This window comes from Alteribacter populi (assembly GCF_002352765.1).
Classification (GTDB): Bacteria; Bacillota; Bacilli; order Bacillales; family Salisediminibacteriaceae; genus Alteribacter; species Alteribacter populi.
The window spans coordinates 2,673,040-2,695,506 of sequence record NZ_KZ293963.1; the positions used below are offsets into that span (position 1 = coordinate 2,673,040).

Genomic DNA, 22,467 nt, shown 5'->3' on the forward strand with positions numbered 1-22,467 from the left:
GGGGTTACGTGAGGAATGGAGGAGCTAGAAAGCGAGCTTCCCCCAGGATGGGGTGACTGCTGCGTTCGCAACAGGACGTCGCGGTATTTAGCAGGAGATCCTATTCTAAGAATTCTATTTTAGCGGACTTTTTGAACATCCTCTCTAAAGGTTGTGGAGGTTATAAACACGACCTCTGTTCGTGCCAATGTGGGGAAGGTTTTGGGCTTGAAGGAGGCGTTTTGCTGTATCAGTAGAATGGACTTTAGCGAAATGACGAAATTCTTGATTTGTAATTGAGGGGCCTAGAAGTAAAGCATAGTCTTTGAGCGTGAGTAAAGCAGGATTTTCCGTTTGTAAATGACATTTCTGACAAATCCAACGATTACCATTTTTAACGAGGGGAATATATCCACAATGTTCACAATGAAACCCTTTCATTAGGTCTGCCTCTGTGATGTGGAAGCGATCAAGTAAATCTAAATCATCAGAAGCATCCTTATTAATCATTTTTCTAGAGAGCTTCTTAACATCTTTTTTTGGGAAAACTTCAGTATTGTAGCTTTTTTCGAAGGAACTAATTTTAGCTGACATCAACCCAGGACGTATAATACTTTCATATGCACGCGGAGGTTTCGGGGGGGAAAATTCAACTTGGGATCTCTCATTCACCATAATGACTAAGTATTCCACTGGAAGACTAGCTAGTTTATGTGCTTTTATCCACCTTATCAACTGTTCTTGCTGGCTTTTTGCCTGGAGGATGAAGTCAGTATAAGTTCTCTTTTCACCTGACGGGGTTGTTTGGATCACTTGTTGTAGTGGAGGGTCGATCACTATTTTTCCTGAAAGATTTTTTACTTCTAAAATGATGATGAGCTTTGGAGAAACGAGTAATAAATCGATTTGAAAGAAGTAAGGACCACTTTCCAGTCGAAGGTTGTGGATAATGTGGTAGTCAGGCCTTTGAAGGAGGTGAAGATAGTACTCGAGTTTCTTTTCACCTTTAAATCCTGCATGAAGTCTATTGTATTCTGGTACGATAATTGTTTTTGCAGAATGAATTTGAATTAGACGCCTAAGAAGAGCTTCGTACTTGAGGAGTTTTCGCGGTTTTGTGATGGGTTTTAAAAACAGTGCTATCAGTCCTTTCTATTTTCGTGCGAGGAGCGTGTGATGACGGGGTATTTTCGCTTAAAATCGTCACTTGCTGTGCTTTTTTGCTTCACTACAGCTTATTTTTTCTGAAAGCTTTAAATATCTCTGAACTATTCGTCATATTTGAGGTGATTTCCTTCCGTTTTTAGTAAAAAATTGATTCTGGATTGGGTTATGCGGCGGGACGATGAAAGATATCGGCGGAATTTTAGGAGTTATCAGCGGAAATGTGTCAGTTATCAGCGCAATTGCAGGAGTTATCAGCGGAAATCAGTCAGATATCAGCGATCCGACACATTTTGACCAAATTCGACACTCTCGCCGCCTCACCTCCTCCTCTCCTATTAATAAATCCGGAGAGCTCTTCGGCTCTCCGGATTTATTACTTTCCACCAACGACTTCTAATCGGTTGATCGCTCGCTTTAGCGCGAGTTCTGCACGGCTGAAGTCGATGTTATCTTTTTTTGCCTCGTCTAAGCGACGTTGAGCGCGTTCTTTTGCTGCTCGGGCTCTAGCTTCGTCGATATCTGATGGTAATTCTGCTGATTCGGCCAAAATATTGACCTCGTCACGGCGAACTTCCATGAAGCCGCCGTTTACCGCCACCAACTGAACCTGAGAGTCTTTTTTTATACGGACAGGGCCGATACTTAATGGTGTAACAAGTGGAAGGTGATTCGGTAAAATCCCAAGCTCACCCTCGGTTGTTTTCACACTGACCATATTGACCTCGCCATCGTAGACACTGCCATCAGGAGTGACGACATTGACCTGCATCGTCTTCATGGTTTACCCTCCTTCACCGTTTTAAGAGGCGCCAGGGTACGTTGTCAGCCCTCTCAAGAAAAGAGCTCGAGCTGACAAATTCCCCGTACAACCTGCAGAAATCGGCTTCTTATTCCATTTCCTTCGCTTTTTCAACGACTTCTTCAATGCGTCCGACAAGACGGAATGCATCTTCAGGAAGGTCGTCGTATTTACCGTCCAAGATTTCTTGGAAGCCGCGGATCGTCTCTTTAACTGGTACATAAGAGCCTTTTTGACCCGTGAACTGTTCGGCAACGTGGAAATTTTGGGATAGGAAAAACTGAATACGACGAGCTCGGTGAACGACAAGCTTATCTTCTTCAGAAAGCTCATCCATACCTAGGATTGCGATAATGTCCTGGAGCTCTTTATATTTTTGGAGCGTTTGCTGAACTTCACGCGCGACTTCATAGTGCTCGTCTCCGACAATTTCAGGAGAAAGGGCACGGGATGTAGACGCGAGCGGATCAACCGCTGGGTAGATCCCCATTTCAGAAAGCTTACGCTCAAGGTTCGTCGTTGCATCCAAGTGAGCGAAAGTCGTCGCTGGTGCCGGGTCAGTGTAGTCATCGGCAGGAACGTAGATCGCTTGGATGGATGTTACGGAACCTTTTTTCGTTGAAGTAATTCGCTCTTGAAGCATACCCATCTCAGTTGCAAGCGTCGGCTGATAACCTACCGCAGATGGCATACGTCCAAGTAGGGCGGATACTTCACCGCCGGCTTGTGTAAACCGGAAAATGTTGTCGACGAAAAGAAGTACGTCGGCGCCTTTTTCATCACGGAAGTGCTCTGCCATTGTCAAGCCGGACAGGGCAACACGCATACGTGCACCTGGTGGCTCGTTCATTTGACCGAATACCATGGATGTTTTGCTGATAACGCCGGAATCCTTCATTTCAAAGTACAAGTCGTTTCCTTCTCGTGTACGCTCTCCAACACCGGCGAATACGGAAATACCGCCGTGCTCTTGGGCAATGTTGTTGATTAGCTCTTGAATAAGAACTGTTTTACCTACACCGGCACCTCCGAAGAGACCGATTTTACCACCTTTAATATAAGGGGCAAGCAGGTCAACGACTTTGATTCCTGTTTCTAAAATTTCAGTTTCTGTGGAAAGTTCTTCGTACTTCGGTGCTTCGCGGTGAATCGGGTCACGCTGAACACTTTCTGGTACATCCTCCCCTAAATCGATGTGCTCACCAAGTACGTTAAATACACGACCTAGTGTCTCATCTCCAACTGGTACTGCGATTGGTTTACCTGTATCTACTGTTTCCAAGCCGCGAGTCAATCCATCAGTTGATCCCATGGCAATCGTACGCACGGAGTCATCACCAAGATGAAGGGCAACTTCTAACGTTACGTCGACGTCCACTTCACCAGAGGATTGAGCTTTATGCTGGATTTTAAGCGCGTTATAGATCTCAGGTAATTCTCCCCGGTTAAACTTTACGTCTACTACCGGACCAGTTACTTGAGTGACGCGTCCTTTATTCATCTTCTTTCCTCCTCACTTCCTAATGAACACGGGTTAACGTTAATCGAGAGCTGATGCTCCACCTACAATTTCATTGATCTCCTGCGTAATCGCAGCCTGTCTTGCTCGGTTAAACTTCAAGTTCAGGTCATCGATCATGTCAGAAGCGTTGTCAGTGGCAGCGCTCATCGCTGTCATACGTGCTCCGAACTCACTGGCTTTTCCGTCTAATAAAGCCCCAAATACTAAGCTTTCTGCATAGTGTGGAAGCAATCTTTTAAGGATTGTTTCCTCGTCAGGCTCGTATAAATAATCGAGACGTTCGCTGCTTGTTTCTTCTCCTGCAGATTCATCAAAATCCGTAAGAGGAAGCAGTTTTGTTTCAGTGATTTCCTGCGTGATGGCACTAATGAAATGGTTGTAATGGATGTATATCTCATCAAACACTCCATCTGCGAACATCTCTACAGTGGTGGCAGCGATATTTTTAATGTCGGCATAGCTCGGTTGATCAGAAACGCCAACAATCTCTTGATAGATTGGCATACCGCGCTTTTTGAAAAAGTCACGCCCGACTTTTCCGATCACAATAATTCCGTATTCATCTTGAGATTTGTGCCGTTCTTTAATTGTGTTCATCGTGTGACGTAACAGCCCACTATTGTAAGCTCCGCACAAGCCACGATCTGAAGTGATGACAAGGTATGCTGTTTTCTTCACTTCATCACGGGCTTCAAGCATCGGGTGTGTGTAATCACTCCCCGATGAAATGCTTGATACAACATCACGAATTTTTTGCGTGTATGGGAAAAATGCTTGCGCTTTGTTTTGCGCTTTATTTAACTTCGCAGCAGATACCATTTGCATGGCTTTAGTGATCTGCTTCGTTTTTTTAGTAGACGAAATCTTTGATTGAATGTCTCTAAGTGAGGCCACCGTTCTTCACCACCTTTATTCAAAAACTGCACGTGCTCTCTTTACACTAGTAACGGCTGGCAAAAAGAAGAGCTATGAAGCGTGTCCGTCTAGAAAGCGCTCGTTTCTCTGCCTTTTTGTTCCCCAATTGAACATGCAATCTTAAGAGCTAAAAGTCTTCTTAAACTCTTCGATTGCTTTTCTTAATTCACTGTCTTCAGGAAGCTTTCCTGTCGATTTAATGTGATCTAAGAGATCCTTGTTGTTGTGTTCCATGTAACTGACGAGTTCAGCCTCAAAGCGCTGGATATCGTCCACTTCTACATCATCAAGGAGTCCTTTTGTAAGTGCAAAAAGAATCACAACTTGTTTTTCTACTGATAATGGTTGGTGAAGGCCTTGTTTTAAGACTTCAACAGTACGAGCACCACGGTTTAGTTTTGCTTGTGTTGATTTATCCAAATCAGAACCAAACTGTGCAAAGGCTTCAAGCTCACGGTAGGAAGCTAAGTCAAGACGCAACGTACCGGCAACCTTTTTCATCGCCTTAATTTGTGCTGAACCACCTACACGGGATACAGATAAACCTGCATCGATTGCTGGTCGAACACCAGAGAAGAAGAGGTTAGACTGTAAGAAAATTTGTCCGTCGGTAATCGAAATTACGTTCGTCGGAATGTAGGCTGAAATGTCTCCGGCCTGTGTTTCAATAAATGGCAGGGCAGTTAAAGAACCTGCACCTTTATCGTCACTCAATTTCGCCGCACGCTCAAGTAAACGAGAGTGAATGTAGAATACATCCCCTGGGAATGCTTCACGACCTGGAGGACGACGTAATAGTAAGGAAAGCTCACGGTATGCAGCCGCTTGCTTAGAAAGGTCATCGTAAATAACCAAGACATGTTTGCCGTTGTACATGAACTCTTCACCCATGGAAACCCCAGTGTATGGAGCTAGGTAAAGAAGTGGTGCAGGTTTTGACGCACTCGCACTAACGACGATTGTGTAATCAAGGGCACCGTGCTGACGAAGCGTTTCAACAACACCTGCTACCGTTGATTCTTTTTGACCAATCGCAACGTAAATACAGATCATATCCTGGTCAGCTTGGTTTAAAATTGTATCGATTGCAATCGACGTTTTACCCGTTTGACGGTCACCGATGACAAGCTCACGCTGGCCTCGACCGATTGGGATTAACGCGTCAATCGCTTTGATTCCTGTTTGAAGCGGCTCATGTACAGATTTACGGTCCATAACCCCTGGTGCTGGGCTTTCAATTGGACGTCGTTTTTCTGTTTCGATTTCCCCTTGTCCGTCAAGTGGGTTTCCTAGTGGATCCACGACGCGCCCTAGTAGTTCTTCACCTACAGGGACTTCCATAATACGACCTGTACGTTTAACCTCATCACCTTCTTGAATCTCAGTATACGGTCCAAGGATAATAATCCCGACTGTATCTTCTTCAAGGTTTTGAGCCATACCCATCGTACCGTTTGAGAATTCTAAAAGCTCACCGGCCATGACATTTTCAAGTCCGTGAGCAACGGCAATCCCGTCACCGATGCGGATAACGGTGCCGACTTCATTAACTTCCATTTCAGATTGATAACCTTCAATCTGCTTTTTTATCAGAGAACTGATTTCATCGGCTCTGATGCTCATTTACTTCACCCCTATCTACTTACGTTCCCGTACATCATACGTTTATGAATACGTTGAAGCTGATTAGCGACGCTTGCATCGTAGACACGGTCGCCGACTCGAATTTTAAAACCGCCAAGAATCTCTGGATCTGTGACTTCATCAATGAGTAGTCGACCTTTGTTTGTTTGTTTCGCAAACGTGTTGGCAATCGCCTGTTTTTCATCTTCAGTCAACGCTTTAGCTGTATAGACTGTCGCTTCAGCAACACCACTAGATTCGTATGAAAGGCGTTTATATTCATCTGCAATCGAAGCAACATACTCAATTCGCTTCTTATCAATAAGAAGGAACAACAGGTTCATCACTTCTGATGAGACTTTGTTCTGAAAACTTTCTTTTAATAACGCTTTCTTATTTTCACTCGTGATGCTTGGGTGTCTGAACACTTCGTCAAGAAGGTTCGTCTCTTCAAAAACATCCTTTACTACTTGCAGCTCCTCACCAATGGGCTCGAGCTGGCCGCGCTCCTTGGCAAGGTCGTAAAGAGCATTGGCGTACCGAAAAGCTAACGGTTCTCGCTTCATAGCTCTTCGCCCACTTCTTTAAGAGTCTCTTGAATGAGCTTTTCTTGTTCTTTTTCATCCAGCTCTTTTTCAATTACCTTAGATGCCACAAGGACAGACAAGGACGAAACTTGCTCACGAAGTGCAGAGATTGCTTGCTCTTCTTCTTGCTTAATACTTGCAATCGCTTCTTGCAATTTACGCTCAGCTTGTTTTTCAGCATTGGCGATAATATCTTTTTCCTGACGCTGTGCCATCTTACGAGCATTTTCTACGATTTCTTTCGCTTCTGCGCGCGCACCTTTAATTGCTTCACGCTGCTCTTCTATATACTTTTCAGCTTCTTCTCGGTTCTTTTCAGCAGTTGAAATTTGATCTGCTACGTGCTTCTCTCGCTTTTCCATCATGTCCATAATCGGACCGAAAGCAAACTTCTTTAAGATGAGCAAGAGAACAACGAAACCTGCAAGCTGGTATATGACATCAAGCCATGTTATTTGTCCAAACAACAGTTCCGCCCCCTTCTCTTCAATCATACATAAGAAATGGCGAAGAGGAATGTGACACAAACGTTCTCCGCCATAATAAATTGTTACTCAAATGACTCTACAGTTACATGTTTCCTAATAGTAAGAATGCAATAACGATAGCGATAATTGGCAGGGCCTCAACAAGTGGAATACCAATAAACATAACTGTTTGCAATTGTCCACGAAGTTCTGGCTGACGTGTAATCCCTTCCAACGTTCCTTTAACAACAATCGCAACTCCAATTGCACCTGCAATAGCTGCCAAACCTGCTATAATTCCTATTCCGATAGCGATAGTACCCATCTAAAAATCCTCCTTTAATGTCTGTAAAAGTTTATAATTACGCTCTATCATATATTAGGTAGAGCTGGTGGTACCAAAATTAATGTTCATCATTTACTTTGTGTGACATGTATACCATAGTCAGCATACAGAAAATGAAGGCTTGCAATGATCCGATAAACATACCGAATGCCTGCCAAATAACCAATGGTGCAAAGGAAAAGATTCCCCATACAATGCTAGATGTACCTAGGCCAACTAACATAATCATCAGCATTTCTTTTGCATAAATGTTACCAAATAGACGCATACCTAGCGTTAACGCGTTGGCAACTTCTTCAATGATTTTAAAAGGGAATAAGAAAAATACTGGTCTAAAGTAGTCGCTTCCGTATTCTTTGAAGCCCTTCATCTTAATTCCGTAGTAGTGTGTAAGAAGAATTACCATTACTGATAGAGATAGCGTCAGCACTGGGCTTGATGTAGGCGAGCGCCACCAGACATAATGTCCGGGCTCAGACACAAGCTCAAACGGAAGCCCAAGTATGTTTCCAACAAACACATACAGGATAATGGTGATCCCCAGCATGATAAACGTCTTTCCTTTTTGCCAATCCATCGTACTGCTTATAATGTTTTTAACGAACTGAACTAAGTATTCTAGGGCATTTTGAGCGCCTGTCGGATACATTTTTACGGTTCGAGACATGAAAAAGCAGACGAGGAAAACAATGAGAATGGTCGCCGTAACTGTAATAATGTTTGTCAGGTTAAAAGATAGCCACGAAATTCCGAAGAGTTCAATCACTTTTTCATTATGGTCCAATTACTTTCACCTCTTTTCTCGGTCTTGCAACGTTAGGCTTGCTCAATACAGAGCAATCCCTCTCGTTACTGCAATCGCTTAATATGGAAAATAGGTTCTATCATGATGATGGCATAGGTTAGCATTAAGCCTATGATCACACCAACAAGATCGAAAATATGAGGGTTACTCACAGCTAATAGGAGACAGAGAACCGCGGTAATCACTCGACTCACCGTACCAAAAGCAAATTTCTTTTTTCCCTCTAGAGCTCCTTCACCTAAGCGTTTCACCTGTACGTATGTGCTGTACAAGTTCAACAAGCTAAATGCTGCACCTAAGACTAAACCTAGAAAAAAGATTGGATAAGGTGTCAGTGCTGCTAAGATGAAAAACAGAATGATGAGAACGATTGTGTAAAGCGCGTAACGCTTTGCTGCATCTCCATAATTCATTTAGAATCTTCTCCTAGAAACCGTTTCAACACTTGAAAAATACCGTATATTGCTGCTCCTAGTCCGCATAAAAAGCCGAGGGCTATTAGTAACCCTCCTGTTTCATAATGCTTGTCTAGCCACCTGCCAGCAAATACACCGACGACTATGGATCCGATAAAGTAGGAGCTGATCGTCGATACTAACGCCATTTTACGGACGATTGGCCGAAGTCGTGGTTCCTGTGGCATTTTCCCACCCCGATCAAGGTCTCCTTATAAACACGCAACAGCGTCCTCCATAAGTAGACACAATTATGTACACAATAAGGTTAAAATACCCTATGTAATCGTATAATAGTGCCTGTTTCATGTCAATCAGTTCTAGAAAAAAGGAACAATTAATTCAATTATGGAATGTTCTTCTAAAAAAACGCTTTCACAAATTGTTAAAAAAAAGATAAAGGAAGCCCGTGAGAGCTAAGATCATAAATCTTTTTGAATACACGTCAAAATGTTATGAAATTGAGAAATTTATCACAATTAACATTATACACAAATTTAATTTTACTGTGGGCAGATTTCGACAGAAAATAAATGTTTTAATATTCCGTCAATTACTCCGCAGAGATAAAGAGGATAAAGGTCGCCCTTTATTCCTCCCCATTAGCTGATTTCACTTGTCCAAGAAAAATGTCACGCTCAATCGTATCTTCTTGACCGTCTTGCTTAGCAAAGATCAACGCCTTGTATAATCCGGGTTCCATCCCTGCTATCTCAAGCTTTTCTTCTAGCATCCCTCTTTCAAGGTCTTGTTTTGCTTCGATGTATTTTAGGAATTGGAATGTGTCAGGATCATAGAGGACGATCCCGAATTCCTCTGCCCCTCCAGGTAAGTAGGCTTCGTATTGATAGACGTCTTTTTCAGCTGTTTGTTCAAGCATAAATGCCATCACCCTTGGATAATCGGGTTCCTCAACGAAAAACAAATATGGGACATGAACCGTTTCATCTTTACTTTTAATATTAATCACACCATCATACATGCCAGCTTCGAAAACAGAGGGTAAAACGTCCATAATGATTGGTACCTCACGCATTTCACCTGGATTTAAGTAAAAAGAAAACGGCACTTTCCACTGGACACCATCCGGAACATCGAATGGCGGTTCTACTGTATATCGTTTACGTTCATCAGATTGATTGTCCACTGTAACTTTAACGACTTTTTCCATCCTGCGGTCGTTTCGAAGCCACTTACCAAAACTTACAGCTCCAGGGTAAACAAGTGTATCGGCATCAAGAGCCGCGACTAAGTCCACCCTCCCAGTTCCTTGTACGTGTGGAGGGTAGGTCTCCCCTTCTTTATCGAAAATCGGTTTCGCTGTGTTCATGAGCGCGGCCTTCACTTGTTCAGGAGTCCATTCCGGGTGCTGTTGCTTAATGAGTGCTGCAGCACCTGCAATGTGAGGAGCAGCCATGCTCGTCCCGTTCATGTCTAAATATCCTTTAGGAACCGTACTATCAATGGCGACACCAGGAGCGACAAGGTCAGGTTTTACACCCCAAGAATAAGTGACCGGTCCTCGTGAACTGAATGGTGCCATATAATCTTCCTCTTCATGATAAACGGTCCGAATGTAAGGCTTACTCGTTTTAGTCATATTATTGAGTAGTGCTTCTCCATCTTCTTTAGACATACTTACAACCGGGATGTCAACCATTTCCTCAAGCTGTCCCGCAAACTCTCCATCGTGATTATTATAAACAATCAATGCTTTTGCCCCCGCTTTTTTGGCGGCTTTCGCTTTAACGGTGAAGGTCACGTAGCCTCGCTCAACTAAGGCAATTTTCCCTGAAACATCTGTCGATTGAAAATCTTCATCTCTTCCTAATCCGGCATACACGATCGGTTCATCACGTTTTTGATTCCATGGTAACGCCTGTTGCATCGGGTGGATTGCCCACTCTTCTTCCTCCTCTTGTTCAAGAATAAGGTAAGGTACACGAAGAGGCGGTGTTGATGCACCAACTGATATCGCTTTTGAAGACGTTCCTGGGGAACCTACTGTCCATAGATTGGGGCCGCTGTTTCCATTTGAAGTAACAGCAATAACCCCTTTTTCCACTGCTTTATCTAACGCGACACTTGTTGGCCAGTCAGGCCCGTTCACCGTATTCCCGAGTGAGAGGTTAATAATGTCTACACCATCTTCCACTGCTTTTTCAATCGCAGCAATCACCTGCTCGGTAGTCCCCATTCCAGTCGGGCCCAATGCCCGGTATCCATAAATTTCTGAACCAGGAGCGACGCCTGTTAATCGACCATTCGCCCCAATGATTCCAGCCACGTGGGTTCCATGAAGTGTAGGAACGCCTTGTTCTTTCTGGGTTTCCATAGGATCTTCATCTTCATCTATTACGTCATAGCCACCACGGTAGTTCGCTTTTAAATCAGGGTGCCGGTAATCAATCCCTGTATCAATGACTCCGATCTTTACACCTTCACCTGTTAAAAGATCGCCGTCTCTATCTAGTACGCTTCGAATATTGTTGGCTCCGATAAACGGAATACTCTCATCCATAGAAGGCTCATACATTGCTACAGGATCAATCCGCTTGATTCCTGGAATCGCCTCTAGTTGCTTTAGGTTCTTCTGCTTCACTTCAACAGAAAAACCATTGTATAGTGTCGTAAACATACGACGGACATCAGCTTCAGGAATTTGTTCTTCTACTAGTTTTAATGCCGCATCTGGCGAATTCTCCGCTTCAACAATGATTACTTGAGATTGCTCAGGATCCACTTCCGGCAACGGAGGCCGCTCAGGATACACCGCTCCCCCATCCTCCGCACTAGCATAAGGAGAAAAAAGAAACATCATCATCATCACACATACCATCATCCGCCACGTCAGTTTCCTCATCTCCACAACCCTCCAATTCAAATCCAATCTTGCACATCTCACCGTCTCATTATCATGTGTAAAACACCTCATTTTCATGTAATAATTGTACGGGGACTGTCCCCCGAACTTTTTCACTCAAATTGTGCGGGGACAGTCCCCGCACAATTTCAATAAAAAATCCTGTCCGGTATTGTGCTCCGGGCAGGATTTTTTTATAACATTGAATTTACTAGGGTCGAAAAGGTTGGGGACGGTCTTCTCTTAGAGCAAAGAAATAGCGAATTGCTTCTACTATTCGTTTTGATGCTTCCCCATCACCATACGGGTTCGAAGCATGAGACATCTCTATGTATGCTTTTTCGTCTGTTAACAATGTTTTCGCTAAATGATAAATGTGAGCTTCCTCAGTACCCGCCAGTTTAAGTGTGCCTGCTTCAATACCTTCTGGCCGCTCTGTCGTATCACGCAAAACAAGAACAGGCACTCCTAATGACGGCGCTTCTTCTTGAACACCTCCTGAATCAGTTAAGATTAAGTGGGATCGCGATGCGAAGTTGTGGAAATCGCGGACACCTAGTGGCTCAATTAGGTGAATTCTCGAATCATCACCTAATACGTCATCTGCTACTTCCCGCACGAGCGGGTTTAAATGAACCGGATACACAACTTGTACATCATCGTGTTCGTCAACTAAACGTTTAATCGCTCGGAACATGTTACGCATCGGTTCACCTAAATTTTCACGACGGTGAGCTGTAAGAAGAATTAACCGATCGTCCCCGAGTTTTTCGAGCATCTCATGATGGAAGCTCTCTGAAACCGTTGTTTTAAGCGCATCAATAGCAGTATTTCCGGTAATATGAATCGTCTCTTCTTTCTTTCCTTCTTCTATTAGATTCTCGGCGGCTTTTTTTGTTGGAGCAAAGTGGAGATCGCTAATGACTCCAGTGAGCTGACGGTTCATTTCTTCTGGAAAGGGTGAATATTTGTTCCACGTGCGAAGCCCAGCTTCCACGTGTCCGACAGAAACCTGGTTATAAAACGCAGCCAAACTCGCCACGAATGTGGTAGTTGTATCTCCATGAACTAGAACAATATCCGGTTCTACTCGCTTCATCACTTCATCTAAACCTTCGAGAGCCCGTGTCGTCACATCTGTTAACGTTTGCCGCTCTTTCATAATATTCAAGTCCTCGTCTGGGGTCACGCCAAAAATATCAAGAACTTGATCAAGCATTTCACGGTGCTGCCCGGTCACCGTTACGATCGATTCAATTTCTTTTTCATGCTTTTCCAGCTCCAGTACGAGGGGACACATTTTTATTGCTTCAGGACGTGTACCAAAAATCGTCATAACCTTCGTTCTCTTCTTCATCAGTCACCGCTCCCTCTTATTATTATGTAAAAAAAAGAAGAGAGCCTTTGCCTTACGGTCTTCTCTTCCTCATTTGTTTCCGATTATTTTTGATTATTTCGTACCAAACAAGCGGTCCCCAGCATCGCCAAGACCAGGTACAATGTACCCTTTTTCATCGAGTTTTTCATCCATTGCAGCTAGATAGATATCCACATCCGGGTGTGCTTCCTGAACAATTTCAACACCTTCAGGAGCTGCTACTAAACACATGAGCTTCATGTTTGTTGCCCCACGTTTTTTTAAGGAATTAATCGCTTCTATAGCCGATCCTCCTGTCGCAAGCATCGGGTCAATAACAATAAATTCACGCTCTTCTACGTCGTTTGGAAGCTTCACGTAATATTCAACTGGCTTCAATGTCTCTGGATCGCGATATAACCCCACGTGTCCTACTTTGGCAGCTGGAATCAATGTTAGAATACCTTCAATCATGCCAAGGCCGGCACGTAAAATAGGAACTAAACCAAGCTTCTTACCAGCAATCGTCTTGCTTTTGGCCATCCCTACAGGAGTTTCAATATCGACCTCTTGTAAAGGTAATTCGCGGGTAATTTCAAATGCCATCAAACTTGCGACCTCATCAACAAGCTCCCGGAATTCCTTTGTTCCTGTTGACTTGTTTCGAATATACGTTAGCTTATGCTGAATTAACGGATGATCAAATACGTACACTTTGCTCATGGTTATTTTCGCTCCTTTTTATATGAGTGATGCATTCTCTGATTAGGGGCTTCAGTGATGCACCTTGTCCTTTTTCGTTATACCCTTTGAAAATTCTACATAAAATAGCTGCGCGATTCAAGGCCAATTAAAATGTTCCGCGATATCTTCAAAAGATAGAGAAGAATTGTGCATAATACGAGAAAAATTCTACACAAAGTTCGCAACATTCTGCATAAAATGGAAACATTTCTGCAAATGACCAAACATTCTGCTCAGAGCATTAAAAAAACGCTCTTTTCTAAAAGATTGTTGCTATTGGTTTTTAGAGCGTTAGCCAAGCGAATGCTTGCCATGTCACGCATAGCGTGACAGCTTTTTCAAGTCAAATGAAGTTACGGACAAATGAATTTGTCCTCCACTATCATTTGACTTGAAAAAACACTCAAAAAGTAACAAACTTTACGAAAACAGCCTACAAAAAAGAAACGCTCCCCTAAGGAAGCGTCTCTGCTCATTATTTATATAACGGAAAACGTGCAGTCAGCTGAGCGACTTGCTTTTGAGCATTTTCTTTCGTTTCATCGTCTTCTACGTTCTTCATTACGCTTGCCATAACTTGGCCAATTTCACGCATCTCTTCCACTCCGAATCCGCGCGATGTAACCGCGGCAGTCCCAATCCGAAGGCCGCTTGTAACAAATGGGCTTTCAGGATCAAATGGTATCGTGTTTTTGTTCGTTGTGATCTTTACTTCATCCAACGCCTCTTCTGCTGCTTTACCCGTGATACCAAGGTTTCTCAAATCGATGAGCACAAGGTGATTATCAGTTCCGTCTGAAACGAGGTCAATTCCTTCTTTTTTCAAACTATCAGCAAGGGCTGCGGCGTTGTCTACGACCTGCTGCGCATAACCAGTGAAGTCGTCGGCTAAGGCTTCTCCGAGTGCGACAGCTTTTGCAGCGATAACGTGCATAAGAGGACCGCCTTGTAGACCTGGAAAAATTGCTTTGTCGATCTTTTTAGCAAACTCTTCTTTACAGAGAATCATTCCACCTCTTGGTCCTCTGAGCGTTTTATGTGTTGTTGTTGTCACTATATCAGCGTGAAGAACCGGATTCGGGTGAAGCCCTGCCGCCACAAGTCCTGCAATATGGGCCATGTCAACCATGAAGTAAGCGTCCACTTCATCGGCAATTTCACGAAACTTAGAAAAATCAATTTTACGCGGATAAGCACTAGCGCCCGCAACGATCAACTTCGGCCGATGTTCTTTCGCTTTTTCTCGCACGTCATCATAATCGATGACGTTTTTATCTTTATCTACACCGTAGTCAACAAAATTATACTGTTTGCCGCTAAAGTTTACGGGACTTCCATGCGTTAAATGACCACCGTGGTTAAGGTTCATACCGAGAACCGTGTCGCCATGGTCAAGAAGAGTATAGTAAACCGCCATGTTAGCTTGAGCGCCTGAATGAGGCTGAACATTTACATGGTCCGCACCAAAAAGCTGTTTTGCTCGCTCACGTGCAATGTCTTCTACAACATCAACGTGCTCACAACCACCGTAATAACGTTTACGAGGATAGCCTTCAGCGTATTTATTGGTCAAAACAGAGCCTTGTGCTTCCATGACTGCGTCGGACACAAAGTTCTCCGATGCGATCAGTTCAATGTTGTCTTGCTGACGTTTTAACTCATCGTCCATTGCAGTAAAAACTTCACGGTCTTGTCTTTCAATCAATGTCATCCGTTCTTGTTCGTTCAATGTTGCCATTTTCCATCGCCTCCTCAAGTCATCCGTACCATTACGGCTAGCAAAATAAAGTCTGTTTAATTCCCTTAACAGTATACCTTATTTTCAATGTGAATTTCAAAATGCAGGTAAGATTTTTCAGAATGTTTTTTGAAAATGTAAGGTAAAAGATCTCAGGTAAGTCTAGCGAAGATCGAAAGTGATTCATCATAGATTCACGCCTAGAATAGCGGAGCAGTAGGTCGAGGCGGAGAAGCGAGCTGTTTCCGCTGATATTATGGTGATTTCCGCTGATATATTGCCTATTTCCGCTGATACAAGACCCATTTCCGCTGATATATTACTTGAACAGGTGATAAAGCACCTACTCGCGTGGATATATTACTCAAATAATGAGTTTAAGGCAAATATTTGCGTCCATTTCCATCATTTTAGTAATGAAAGGGCTGTCACACTCAAAAAATAGCAACAATCTAAGCGAAATGAGCTGTTATTAAAACAAAGTCAGCTCGCATGTCTTAAAGTCTCAAGGATGCTTTTCTCTTGAGATGAGTGGCGTGAATGGAACTGGCCGCTTTATATTTCTTACCTTTCTAAAAAACCCAAAAGACGTCATCAAGACGCTTCCGGGTTTGCTATCATCTATCTATTCACACGTCGGATTATTTTCATCAGTACTTGATTCACTCGTATAAACCGCTCGTTCCCCGCCGATTAGTTTTGGCCTTGTCCGCGCAAGGGTAATGTGAGCGTCCCCAAGCGCTTTAACAGAGCTTCTAACCGGCACCGCTACCGGTCTTAAATGCATCCCGATGAACGTATCACCGATATCGATCCCCGCGTGTGCCTGAATGCTTTCCACTAAGACCGGACAATTCATGTGACGATAAGCAAAAGCTGCCATCGATCCTCCTGCCCGCGGCATCGGAATAGCAGCAACCTCGTCGAGACGATAGTCTCTAGCCGTTGTCTCTTCCACGACTAAGGCGCGGTTTAAATGTTCACAGCATTGAAAAGCAAGCTGAATACCGGTTTTTTTTTGACATCGATCGAGTGCTTTCCAAATAGCATCAGCAATCTCTGTCGTTCCCGCTGTTCCAATGTGCTCTCCTTTAACTTCGCTTGTACTTGTGCCAATGACGAGAATCTGCCCTTCTTTTAAACTAGCTTTTTGATTAAGTTCGTCTAAAACGGTGCTCAGATCCTCTGTTATGCGCGAAAGAAGATCGGACATACATTCCACGCTCCTTCAACTTTTTTAAAGAGGGTGTGTTAAGAAAAACAGCGTACATGTTTTTAAGTCTAAGGGTGTTTCGCTCTTGAGACTAGCTGTCCGCTTATACTGACCTTTCAAAAAATCCAGGAAAAGCCGGTCGAGACCGCTCTGCTCACAGCTGCGCAGCCTCTTCCGAACCCGCACTTAACGTTCGATGTTATCCCTCGTAATCTGCAATTTTTTCAATCCGCTTTGCATGGCGGCCGCCTTCGAATTCAGTCGTAAGCCAAACTTTTGCAATTTCACGAGCGAGGCCTGGCCCAATAATTCTTCCACCCATAGCAAGTACGTTGCTATTGTTGTGCTCGCGCGTTGCTTTTGCACTAAACACATCGTGTACAAGGGCACATCGAATCCCTTTTACTTTATTTGCAGCAATGGACATTCCGATTCCTGTACCACAAATAACAATCCCCCGATCGACTTCGTTGTTGGCTACCTTTTCAGCTACAGGGAACCCGTAGTCAGGATAGTCTACCGAGTCATTGCAGTCACACCCTACGTCTTCATAGGATATTTGCAGCTCGTCCATTAACGATTTAATTTCATCTTTTAAATTTGCTCCTCCATGATCTGAACCAATGGCTACTTTCATGATGTAGTCTGCCTCCTTGTGATTTTCCATAAAACGTAAACAAGTTTATAGAATGTTTAAAAAGTACGAAAAAAAGCTGCCGAAAAGACCTTTTCTTAAAGCCTTGACGTCCTTTTGTTAGAGCCTTGATCTGTCTCTACCTCTACTAAAAGGACACTCGAGTGTAGCTCATTTTTCGACTTTTCTTATCCTACATACTATTATATCAAAAGCCTGTTGTATTTTACCTAATTAAACGTGAAACTTCCTGGTGATTTTTTTCAGTTTTCCTTCTTCCAGAGACAGCATTTCAAAAGCTGCGGCAATCTGTTACGTAACGGCCGTTTATTCTTGACTAACTGAGCTTACTTCCGCAGCACCTGCCGACGTTTGTTCCGCAATCACGGCTACTTCCTTTAATTGAATAGCAGATTTTCGTACAGATGTCATTTGGCGTTCGACAAGCTGAGATGTGAGATTATTTCTGTCGTTTGTGACCCATTTTCTACTTCCGAATTGGCAACCTTTACTTGATCGTAAGTTGTCCGATGATCAGTAGGGAAATGCCTTGGACCGCTTTACTGCTTTCATCTGCTAATTTTCTCACTTCTTCGGCAAATAACTTTATCCTTTTTTAACAAGCTACTATGTTAACTTTTTGATAAGCTTGTCCATCGCCGCTTCGACTTCTGCGAGTGTTTCTAAGTATATCGCTTTGTCTCCCCCGAACGGATCTGCAATATCTTCTGATGGCAATTTAGCCGTAAGTTCGTCGATCGCTTCTTGGTGTGGTTTAATTTCATCAAGTAGTTTCCGTTTAAGATTCTGCTGTTTATTGATGCCCTTATTGGCGTTATATTGGTCTATTTTTCCTTGATTTTCAGTTAGAAATTGGGCCCGCTTCATTTCAAGCTGTGCGAGCTCGTGATCCAGCTTCTCTTTGTTCTTTTGTAGATCAGGGTCGTCATTTACAAACTCATTGAACGTATAAACCTGATGATGACGTTCTGGAAAAAGTTCGATGATTCTTCGCTTATGGCCCTGCGTCATCGTTAAAACGATATCGGCCCAATCTAGCAGCTTAGGTGTCACCGATTGAGATTGATGGTCATGAGCTAGCCCTCTTTCTTGAAGCGCAGCCTTCGATCCTTCTGAAATAGGCATGCCCTCCATGGCGTGAATCCCCGCAGAGCGCGCTTCAAATCCAATTGAATTCCCTTTGGTTTTTTCTTTGAAAATAGCCTCTGCCAACGGACTGCGGCACGTATTGCCTGTACAAACAAACAGTACTTTTTTCATTGCTGCCACTCCTTCTCTATCGATCATTATACACCTTTATGTACTTTTCTTATATCCTATTTCTTCCCTTTTTTCCGATCCTCACACGTATATTTTACCATCATTACCCTTTGAAGCCGGATAAGACTTTGTGAATGAATGAGAAGATTTCAGAAAATAGCATGTGCTTAAAATATTGGTTGATTGGATGTCATCGATTTTCATATAAAAAGGATTTTAATACCAAATCCAATCAAAATTAATCCCCCGAGCATTTCACTATAACTGCCGAAAATTCCTTCGACCTTTCTGCCTAAAAGTAAGCCCGCCCAAGTTAATACAGCGCTGATAACTCCAAAACTCACAAGGGTAAAAACGGTTTTCGCTCCGAGCATCCCTAAACTAAGCCCAACAGAAAAACTATCGATGCTTACACTGACAGAAAATAGAATGAGCCCCCACCCCACCGGCTTCAACAAAGACTTCCGATTCTGTGAAAATGAGGAATAGATCATTTGTAATCCGAGAATAACCAACACTGCCGCTCCAAAAACGTAGGCAAAAATGCCGATATATTGCGAAACAATTTTACCTAACACCATTCCGACCAAGGGCATGGCGACATGAAAAAAGCCGACAGCGATACCAATGAATGCGATTTGACGTACCCTTAATCCGATCATGCCAATGCCGACCGAAATCGAAAACGCATCCATGCTTAAGGCAAAGGCCATCATCACTAATGTCAACACTTCTCCAAACACAAAATCACCCCTTGGACCTGCTATTCTACCGTATGCAAGTCCAAAGGGTTTTATATCTAGAGGATGTTGACTAGCTTCTACGCTACTCACATATTAACACCATACGTCCCTTTGCTTTTTGGCTGAATTCTTTCCCTTTTGTGTTGAATAAACTTACTTTTGTGATGAATTCCTGCTCTTTTGTGTAGAATTCTTTCATTTTGCTGAAGATCTTCTTCCTTTTGGCTGAATTCTTTCCCTTTTGTGTTGAATAAACTTATTTTTGTGATGAATTCCTGCTCTTTTGTGTAGAATTCCTTCTCTTTGCTGAAGGTCTTCTTCCTTTTGGCTGAATTCTTCCCTTTTGTGTAGAATAAACTTACTTTTGTGGTGAATTCCTACTCTTTTGTGTAGAATTCTTTCATTTTGCTGAAGATCTTCTTCCTTTTGGCTGAATTCTTTCCCTTTTGTGTTGAATAAACTTATTTTTGTGATGAATTCCTGCTCTTTTGTGTAGAATTCTTTCATTTTGCTGAAGATCTTCTTCCTTTTGGCTGAATTCTTTCCCTTTTGTGTTGAATAAACTTATTTTTGTGATGAATTCCTGCTCTTTTGTGTTGAATAAACTTACTTTTGTGTAGAATTCTTTCATTTTGCTGAAGATCTACTTCCTTTTGGCTGAATTCTTTCCCTTTTGTGTAGAATAAACTTACTTTCGTGTAGAATCGTTTCACTTTGCTGAAGATCTACTTCCTTTTGGCTGAATTCTTTCCCTTTTGTGTAGAATAAACTTACTTTTTTGTTGAATTCCTGCTCTTTTGTGTAGAATTCTTTCATTTTGCTGAATTCTTGCTCTTTTGTGTTGAATAAACTTACTTTTGTGATGAATTCCTGCTCTTTTGTGTAGAATCCTTTCACTTTGCTGAAGATCTTCTTCCTTTTGGCTGAATTCTTTCCCTTTTGTGTTGAATAAACTTACTTTTGTGATGAATTCCTGCTCTTTTGTGTAGAATCCTTTCACTTTGCTGAAGATCTTCTTCCTTTTGGCTGAATTCTTTCTCTTTTGTGTTGAATAAAATTACTTTTGTGGTGAATTCTTGCTCTTTTGTGTAGAATTCCTTCTCTTTGCTGAAGATCTTCTTCCTTTTTGGCTGAATTCTTTCCCTTTTGTGTTGAATAAACTTACTTTTGTGATGAATTCCTGCTCTTTTGAGTAGAATTCCTTCTCTTTGCTGAAGATCTTCTTCCTTTTGGCTGAATTCTTTCTCTTTTGTGGTGAATAAACTTACTTTTGTGGTGAATTCTTGCTCTTTTGTGTAGAATAAACTTACTTTCGTGTAGAATTCCTGCTCTTTTGTGTAGAATCCCTTCATTTTGCACGCCGCCTCGATCTTCTCGGCTCTTTTTTTAACACGCACTTCTACACATTTATCTTAAAAAGGATGTTCAAAAAGCTATCCAATTCTCGTCGGTTTTGCTCATCAGCGCACTTCTTGAACCTCAGGTTTTGTTAGCTTCCTTATAATCTTCTACTCTTCATTTTCAACAACAATCCGGTTAGCTGCTGCTTTTCGTAAACGATTCATAATCGCTTGTCCTATATCTGTTTCCGGGTACACTTGGGCAATAATAACGTCAACTTCCCCATGATCATCAAACTGACGTAAGGCACCGTATAAACCTCGCGCCACCGACGCCAGATTGTCACGTGTTCCGCACGTAACCGTCGTGACTCCTTCAAACGAGCCTGCTTTCTCTTCCGTTACAAGAACACCGACGCCAAGACCTTCTTGCTTAGCTTTGTCAATTTGACGTTGAAAAAATGAATCCGTTCCTTCAACGAGAGTCACTTTTGCAATTGGCGCGTAGTGTGTGTATTTCATCCCCGGTGATCGCGGGGCTTCCTGTTCTTCTATAAGTGAAGGATCCACATCCACCGGTCCAACGACACGTTCAATCTTCTCTTTTGTGAGACCTCCTGGACGTAAAATCATCGGCACTTCTCCCGAACAGTCGATAACGGTTGATTCAACACCAACCCCCGTAGGTCCGCCATTTACAATTCCGGCGATTTTTCCATCCAAATCCCCAAATACGTGGTCAGCAGTCGTTGGACTCGGTCGGCCAGAAGTGTTTGCACTCGGAGCGGCAACCGGCAAAGCAGCCTCCGTTAAAATCGCAAGAGCAACCGGATGATCAGGCATACGGATCGCTACAGTTGGAAGTTCCGCCGTCACCTTTGTGGATAACGTACCGTTATGTGGAAAAACAATCGTTAACGGACCCGGCCAAAACGCATCCATTAACTGTTTAGCTTTTTTATTCACAGTAGAGACATAATCATAAACAAGATCCCGACTGGCAATGTGGACAATTAACGGATTATCAGACGGTCGTCCTTTCGCCTGAAAAACACGGTCAATCGCGTCGTCTGATTGGGCATTCCCACCTAACCCGTACACGGTCTCTGTAGGAAAAGCGACAACTTGCTGATCTTTTAAAAGTTGCGCTGCAGCTTTAATCTGTGGATGTTCACAAAGGTTATCCACACCTTCATCCACAACCCAATAATGTGTATTCATCGATGAGTGCATCATTCGTTCCTCCTTGCTGCCATCTATTGTGCGATGAATGCTCACGATTGTCAATACTGACAGAGGGAAGATCCCGAAACACGACCGAAGAGAGTTACCCACAACAAATAGTGGATAACTCTCTATTTTTGTTGATAACTTGTGGGCAACCCATTCAATTATCCACAGTTATTCTTGTGTGCATAACTTTCGGACTTCGAGTCACATTTTGTTTATAGTGCTTCGATTCCTTTACCTTCTGCGGTATTTGCTCGTCCGCTATCAAGGAAAACCCCATTTGTTCAAGGAACGATTGCTGGCCAGCTGTTAATAAGTATAAGGAGCGGTAGCCTTTTTGCCCCGCAAATGCTGTAGCTGTTTCTAAAAATTCGAGTAGAAAAGCACCCGTCACTTTTTCCGAGTCAATCACGAGAGAACGGAGAAACACTTCTTCTTCACCGATTTCAGCTAAGCCCGCTGTCGCGACGAGTTCAGCTTGATCATTCTCTGCAACAAGAAACTCCGTCGGTTCTTGATCATAAACTTGTTCAACAACACCTGCTTTAACTAGTAAACGTTGCAGCTTTAATGTATCTTCTTCCTCTGCTTTTCGCACAATTACACTCACAATATCCACCCTTCCTTTCGAATGCCAATTTCTACACTCTATGTGGACA

General features: G+C 42.9%; 25 protein-coding genes. 1 reads left to right on the forward strand and 24 read right to left on the reverse strand.

The window, feature by feature from the left end; genetic code table 11:
- Positions 1-144: 144 nt before the first annotated feature.
- Positions 145-1,125, reverse strand: a complete 981-nt coding sequence (locus CDZ94_RS12705; RefSeq protein WP_096437593.1) for an NERD domain-containing protein — start codon at positions 1,123-1,125, stop codon at positions 145-147.
- 199 nt (positions 1,126-1,324) lie between these two features.
- Here CDZ94_RS12705 and CDZ94_RS21390 point away from each other — a divergent pair, with 199 nt between their 5' ends.
- Positions 1,325-1,543, forward strand: a complete 219-nt coding sequence (locus tag CDZ94_RS21390; protein WP_100832564.1) for a hypothetical protein — start codon at positions 1,325-1,327, stop codon at positions 1,541-1,543.
- Here CDZ94_RS21390 and CDZ94_RS12710 read toward each other — a convergent pair.
- The 23 genes from CDZ94_RS12710 to CDZ94_RS12820 all read right to left on the reverse strand — a co-directional run bounded on the left by CDZ94_RS12710 (position 1,520) and on the right by CDZ94_RS12820 (position 22,418).
- Positions 1,520-1,924, reverse strand: coding sequence for a F0F1 ATP synthase subunit epsilon (locus CDZ94_RS12710; RefSeq protein WP_096437595.1), 405 nt, complete (start codon positions 1,922-1,924; stop codon positions 1,520-1,522). The two genes, CDZ94_RS21390 and CDZ94_RS12710, sit on opposite strands and share 24 nt — an antisense overlap.
- Positions 1,925-2,033: 109 nt before the next feature.
- Entirely contained in the window at positions 2,034-3,446 is a 1,413-nt protein-coding gene (atpD, locus tag CDZ94_RS12715; RefSeq protein ID WP_096437597.1) for a F0F1 ATP synthase subunit beta, read from the reverse strand.
- Positions 3,447-3,485: 39 nt separating this feature from the next.
- Complete coding sequence (gene atpG / locus CDZ94_RS12720; protein ID WP_096437599.1) at positions 3,486-4,361, reverse strand: ATP synthase F1 subunit gamma; 876 nt, start codon at positions 4,359-4,361, stop codon at positions 3,486-3,488.
- 141 nt (positions 4,362-4,502) lie between these two features.
- The gene (gene atpA, locus CDZ94_RS12725) at positions 4,503-6,005 is read right to left on the reverse strand and encodes a F0F1 ATP synthase subunit alpha (RefSeq protein ID WP_096437601.1); all 1,503 of its coding nucleotides are present in this window, start codon (positions 6,003-6,005) and stop codon (positions 4,503-4,505) included.
- 11 nt (positions 6,006-6,016) lie between these two features.
- Positions 6,017-6,571: a F0F1 ATP synthase subunit delta gene (locus tag CDZ94_RS12730; protein ID WP_096437603.1), complete on the reverse strand. Its 555-nt coding sequence runs from the start codon at positions 6,569-6,571 to the stop codon at positions 6,017-6,019.
- Positions 6,568-7,059 (reverse strand): F0F1 ATP synthase subunit B, encoded by a 492-nt coding sequence (gene atpF / locus CDZ94_RS12735; RefSeq protein WP_245415736.1) that lies wholly within the window; start codon positions 7,057-7,059, stop codon positions 6,568-6,570. Before atpF ends, CDZ94_RS12730 begins: the two co-directional genes overlap by 4 nt.
- 103 nt (positions 7,060-7,162) lie before the next feature.
- On the reverse strand, positions 7,163-7,384 hold the full coding sequence (atpE, locus tag CDZ94_RS12740) for a F0F1 ATP synthase subunit C (protein WP_096437605.1): 222 nt from the start codon (positions 7,382-7,384) through the stop codon (positions 7,163-7,165).
- A gap of 79 nt (positions 7,385-7,463) precedes the next feature.
- Positions 7,464-8,189 carry a F0F1 ATP synthase subunit A gene (gene atpB, locus CDZ94_RS12745; RefSeq protein ID WP_096437607.1) on the reverse strand — a complete coding sequence of 242 codons (726 nt, stop codon included), beginning with the start codon at positions 8,187-8,189 and terminating at the stop codon, positions 7,464-7,466.
- A gap of 65 nt (positions 8,190-8,254) precedes the next feature.
- The gene (locus tag CDZ94_RS12750) at positions 8,255-8,623 is read right to left on the reverse strand and encodes an ATP synthase subunit I (protein WP_096437609.1); all 369 of its coding nucleotides are present in this window, start codon (positions 8,621-8,623) and stop codon (positions 8,255-8,257) included.
- Positions 8,620-8,853, reverse strand: a complete 234-nt coding sequence (locus CDZ94_RS12755) for an AtpZ/AtpI family protein (protein WP_096437611.1) — start codon at positions 8,851-8,853, stop codon at positions 8,620-8,622. The genes CDZ94_RS12750 and CDZ94_RS12755 overlap by 4 nt, the downstream gene beginning before the upstream one ends.
- Positions 8,854-9,254: 401 nt before the next feature.
- On the reverse strand, positions 9,255-11,528 hold the full coding sequence (locus CDZ94_RS12760; RefSeq protein WP_096437613.1) for a S8 family serine peptidase: 2,274 nt from the start codon (positions 11,526-11,528) through the stop codon (positions 9,255-9,257).
- 211 nt (positions 11,529-11,739) lie between these two features.
- Positions 11,740-12,885, reverse strand: coding sequence for a non-hydrolyzing UDP-N-acetylglucosamine 2-epimerase (wecB, locus tag CDZ94_RS12765; protein ID WP_096437615.1), 1,146 nt, complete (start codon positions 12,883-12,885; stop codon positions 11,740-11,742).
- A 93-nt stretch (positions 12,886-12,978) separates the two neighbouring features.
- Positions 12,979-13,608 (reverse strand): uracil phosphoribosyltransferase, encoded by a 630-nt coding sequence (upp, locus tag CDZ94_RS12770; RefSeq protein ID WP_096437617.1) that lies wholly within the window; start codon positions 13,606-13,608, stop codon positions 12,979-12,981.
- Positions 13,609-14,104: 496 nt separating this feature from the next.
- Positions 14,105-15,340, reverse strand: a complete 1,236-nt coding sequence (locus tag CDZ94_RS12775; RefSeq protein ID WP_096440827.1) for a serine hydroxymethyltransferase — start codon at positions 15,338-15,340, stop codon at positions 14,105-14,107.
- 652 nt (positions 15,341-15,992) lie between these two features.
- Complete coding sequence (locus CDZ94_RS12780) at positions 15,993-16,580, reverse strand: TIGR01440 family protein (protein ID WP_096437619.1); 588 nt, start codon at positions 16,578-16,580, stop codon at positions 15,993-15,995.
- Between the two features lie 199 nt (positions 16,581-16,779).
- On the reverse strand, positions 16,780-17,217 hold the full coding sequence (gene rpiB / locus CDZ94_RS12785) for a ribose 5-phosphate isomerase B (RefSeq protein WP_096437621.1): 438 nt from the start codon (positions 17,215-17,217) through the stop codon (positions 16,780-16,782).
- A gap of 624 nt (positions 17,218-17,841) precedes the next feature.
- Positions 17,842-18,495, reverse strand: coding sequence for a low molecular weight protein arginine phosphatase (locus tag CDZ94_RS12790; RefSeq protein ID WP_157812087.1), 654 nt, complete (start codon positions 18,493-18,495; stop codon positions 17,842-17,844).
- A 200-nt stretch (positions 18,496-18,695) separates the two neighbouring features.
- Positions 18,696-19,211 carry a manganese efflux pump MntP gene (locus CDZ94_RS12795; RefSeq protein ID WP_096440829.1) on the reverse strand — a complete coding sequence of 172 codons (516 nt, stop codon included), beginning with the start codon at positions 19,209-19,211 and terminating at the stop codon, positions 18,696-18,698.
- Positions 19,212-19,433: 222 nt separating this feature from the next.
- Positions 19,434-19,745: a hypothetical protein gene (locus CDZ94_RS12800; protein ID WP_096437625.1), complete on the reverse strand. Its 312-nt coding sequence runs from the start codon at positions 19,743-19,745 to the stop codon at positions 19,434-19,436.
- Positions 19,746-19,865: 120 nt separating this feature from the next.
- The gene (locus CDZ94_RS12805) at positions 19,866-20,135 is read right to left on the reverse strand and encodes a hypothetical protein (RefSeq protein WP_096437627.1); all 270 of its coding nucleotides are present in this window, start codon (positions 20,133-20,135) and stop codon (positions 19,866-19,868) included.
- Positions 20,132-20,590 (reverse strand): hypothetical protein, encoded by a 459-nt coding sequence (locus CDZ94_RS12810; protein ID WP_096437629.1) that lies wholly within the window; start codon positions 20,588-20,590, stop codon positions 20,132-20,134. The genes CDZ94_RS12805 and CDZ94_RS12810 overlap by 4 nt, the downstream gene beginning before the upstream one ends.
- 156 nt (positions 20,591-20,746) lie before the next feature.
- The gene (locus CDZ94_RS12815; RefSeq protein ID WP_096440831.1) at positions 20,747-21,799 is read right to left on the reverse strand and encodes an L-threonylcarbamoyladenylate synthase; all 1,053 of its coding nucleotides are present in this window, start codon (positions 21,797-21,799) and stop codon (positions 20,747-20,749) included.
- Positions 21,800-21,965: 166 nt separating this feature from the next.
- Positions 21,966-22,418 carry a GNAT family N-acetyltransferase gene (locus CDZ94_RS12820; RefSeq protein ID WP_096437633.1) on the reverse strand — a complete coding sequence of 151 codons (453 nt, stop codon included), beginning with the start codon at positions 22,416-22,418 and terminating at the stop codon, positions 21,966-21,968.
- Positions 22,419-22,467 lie beyond the last annotated feature (49 nt).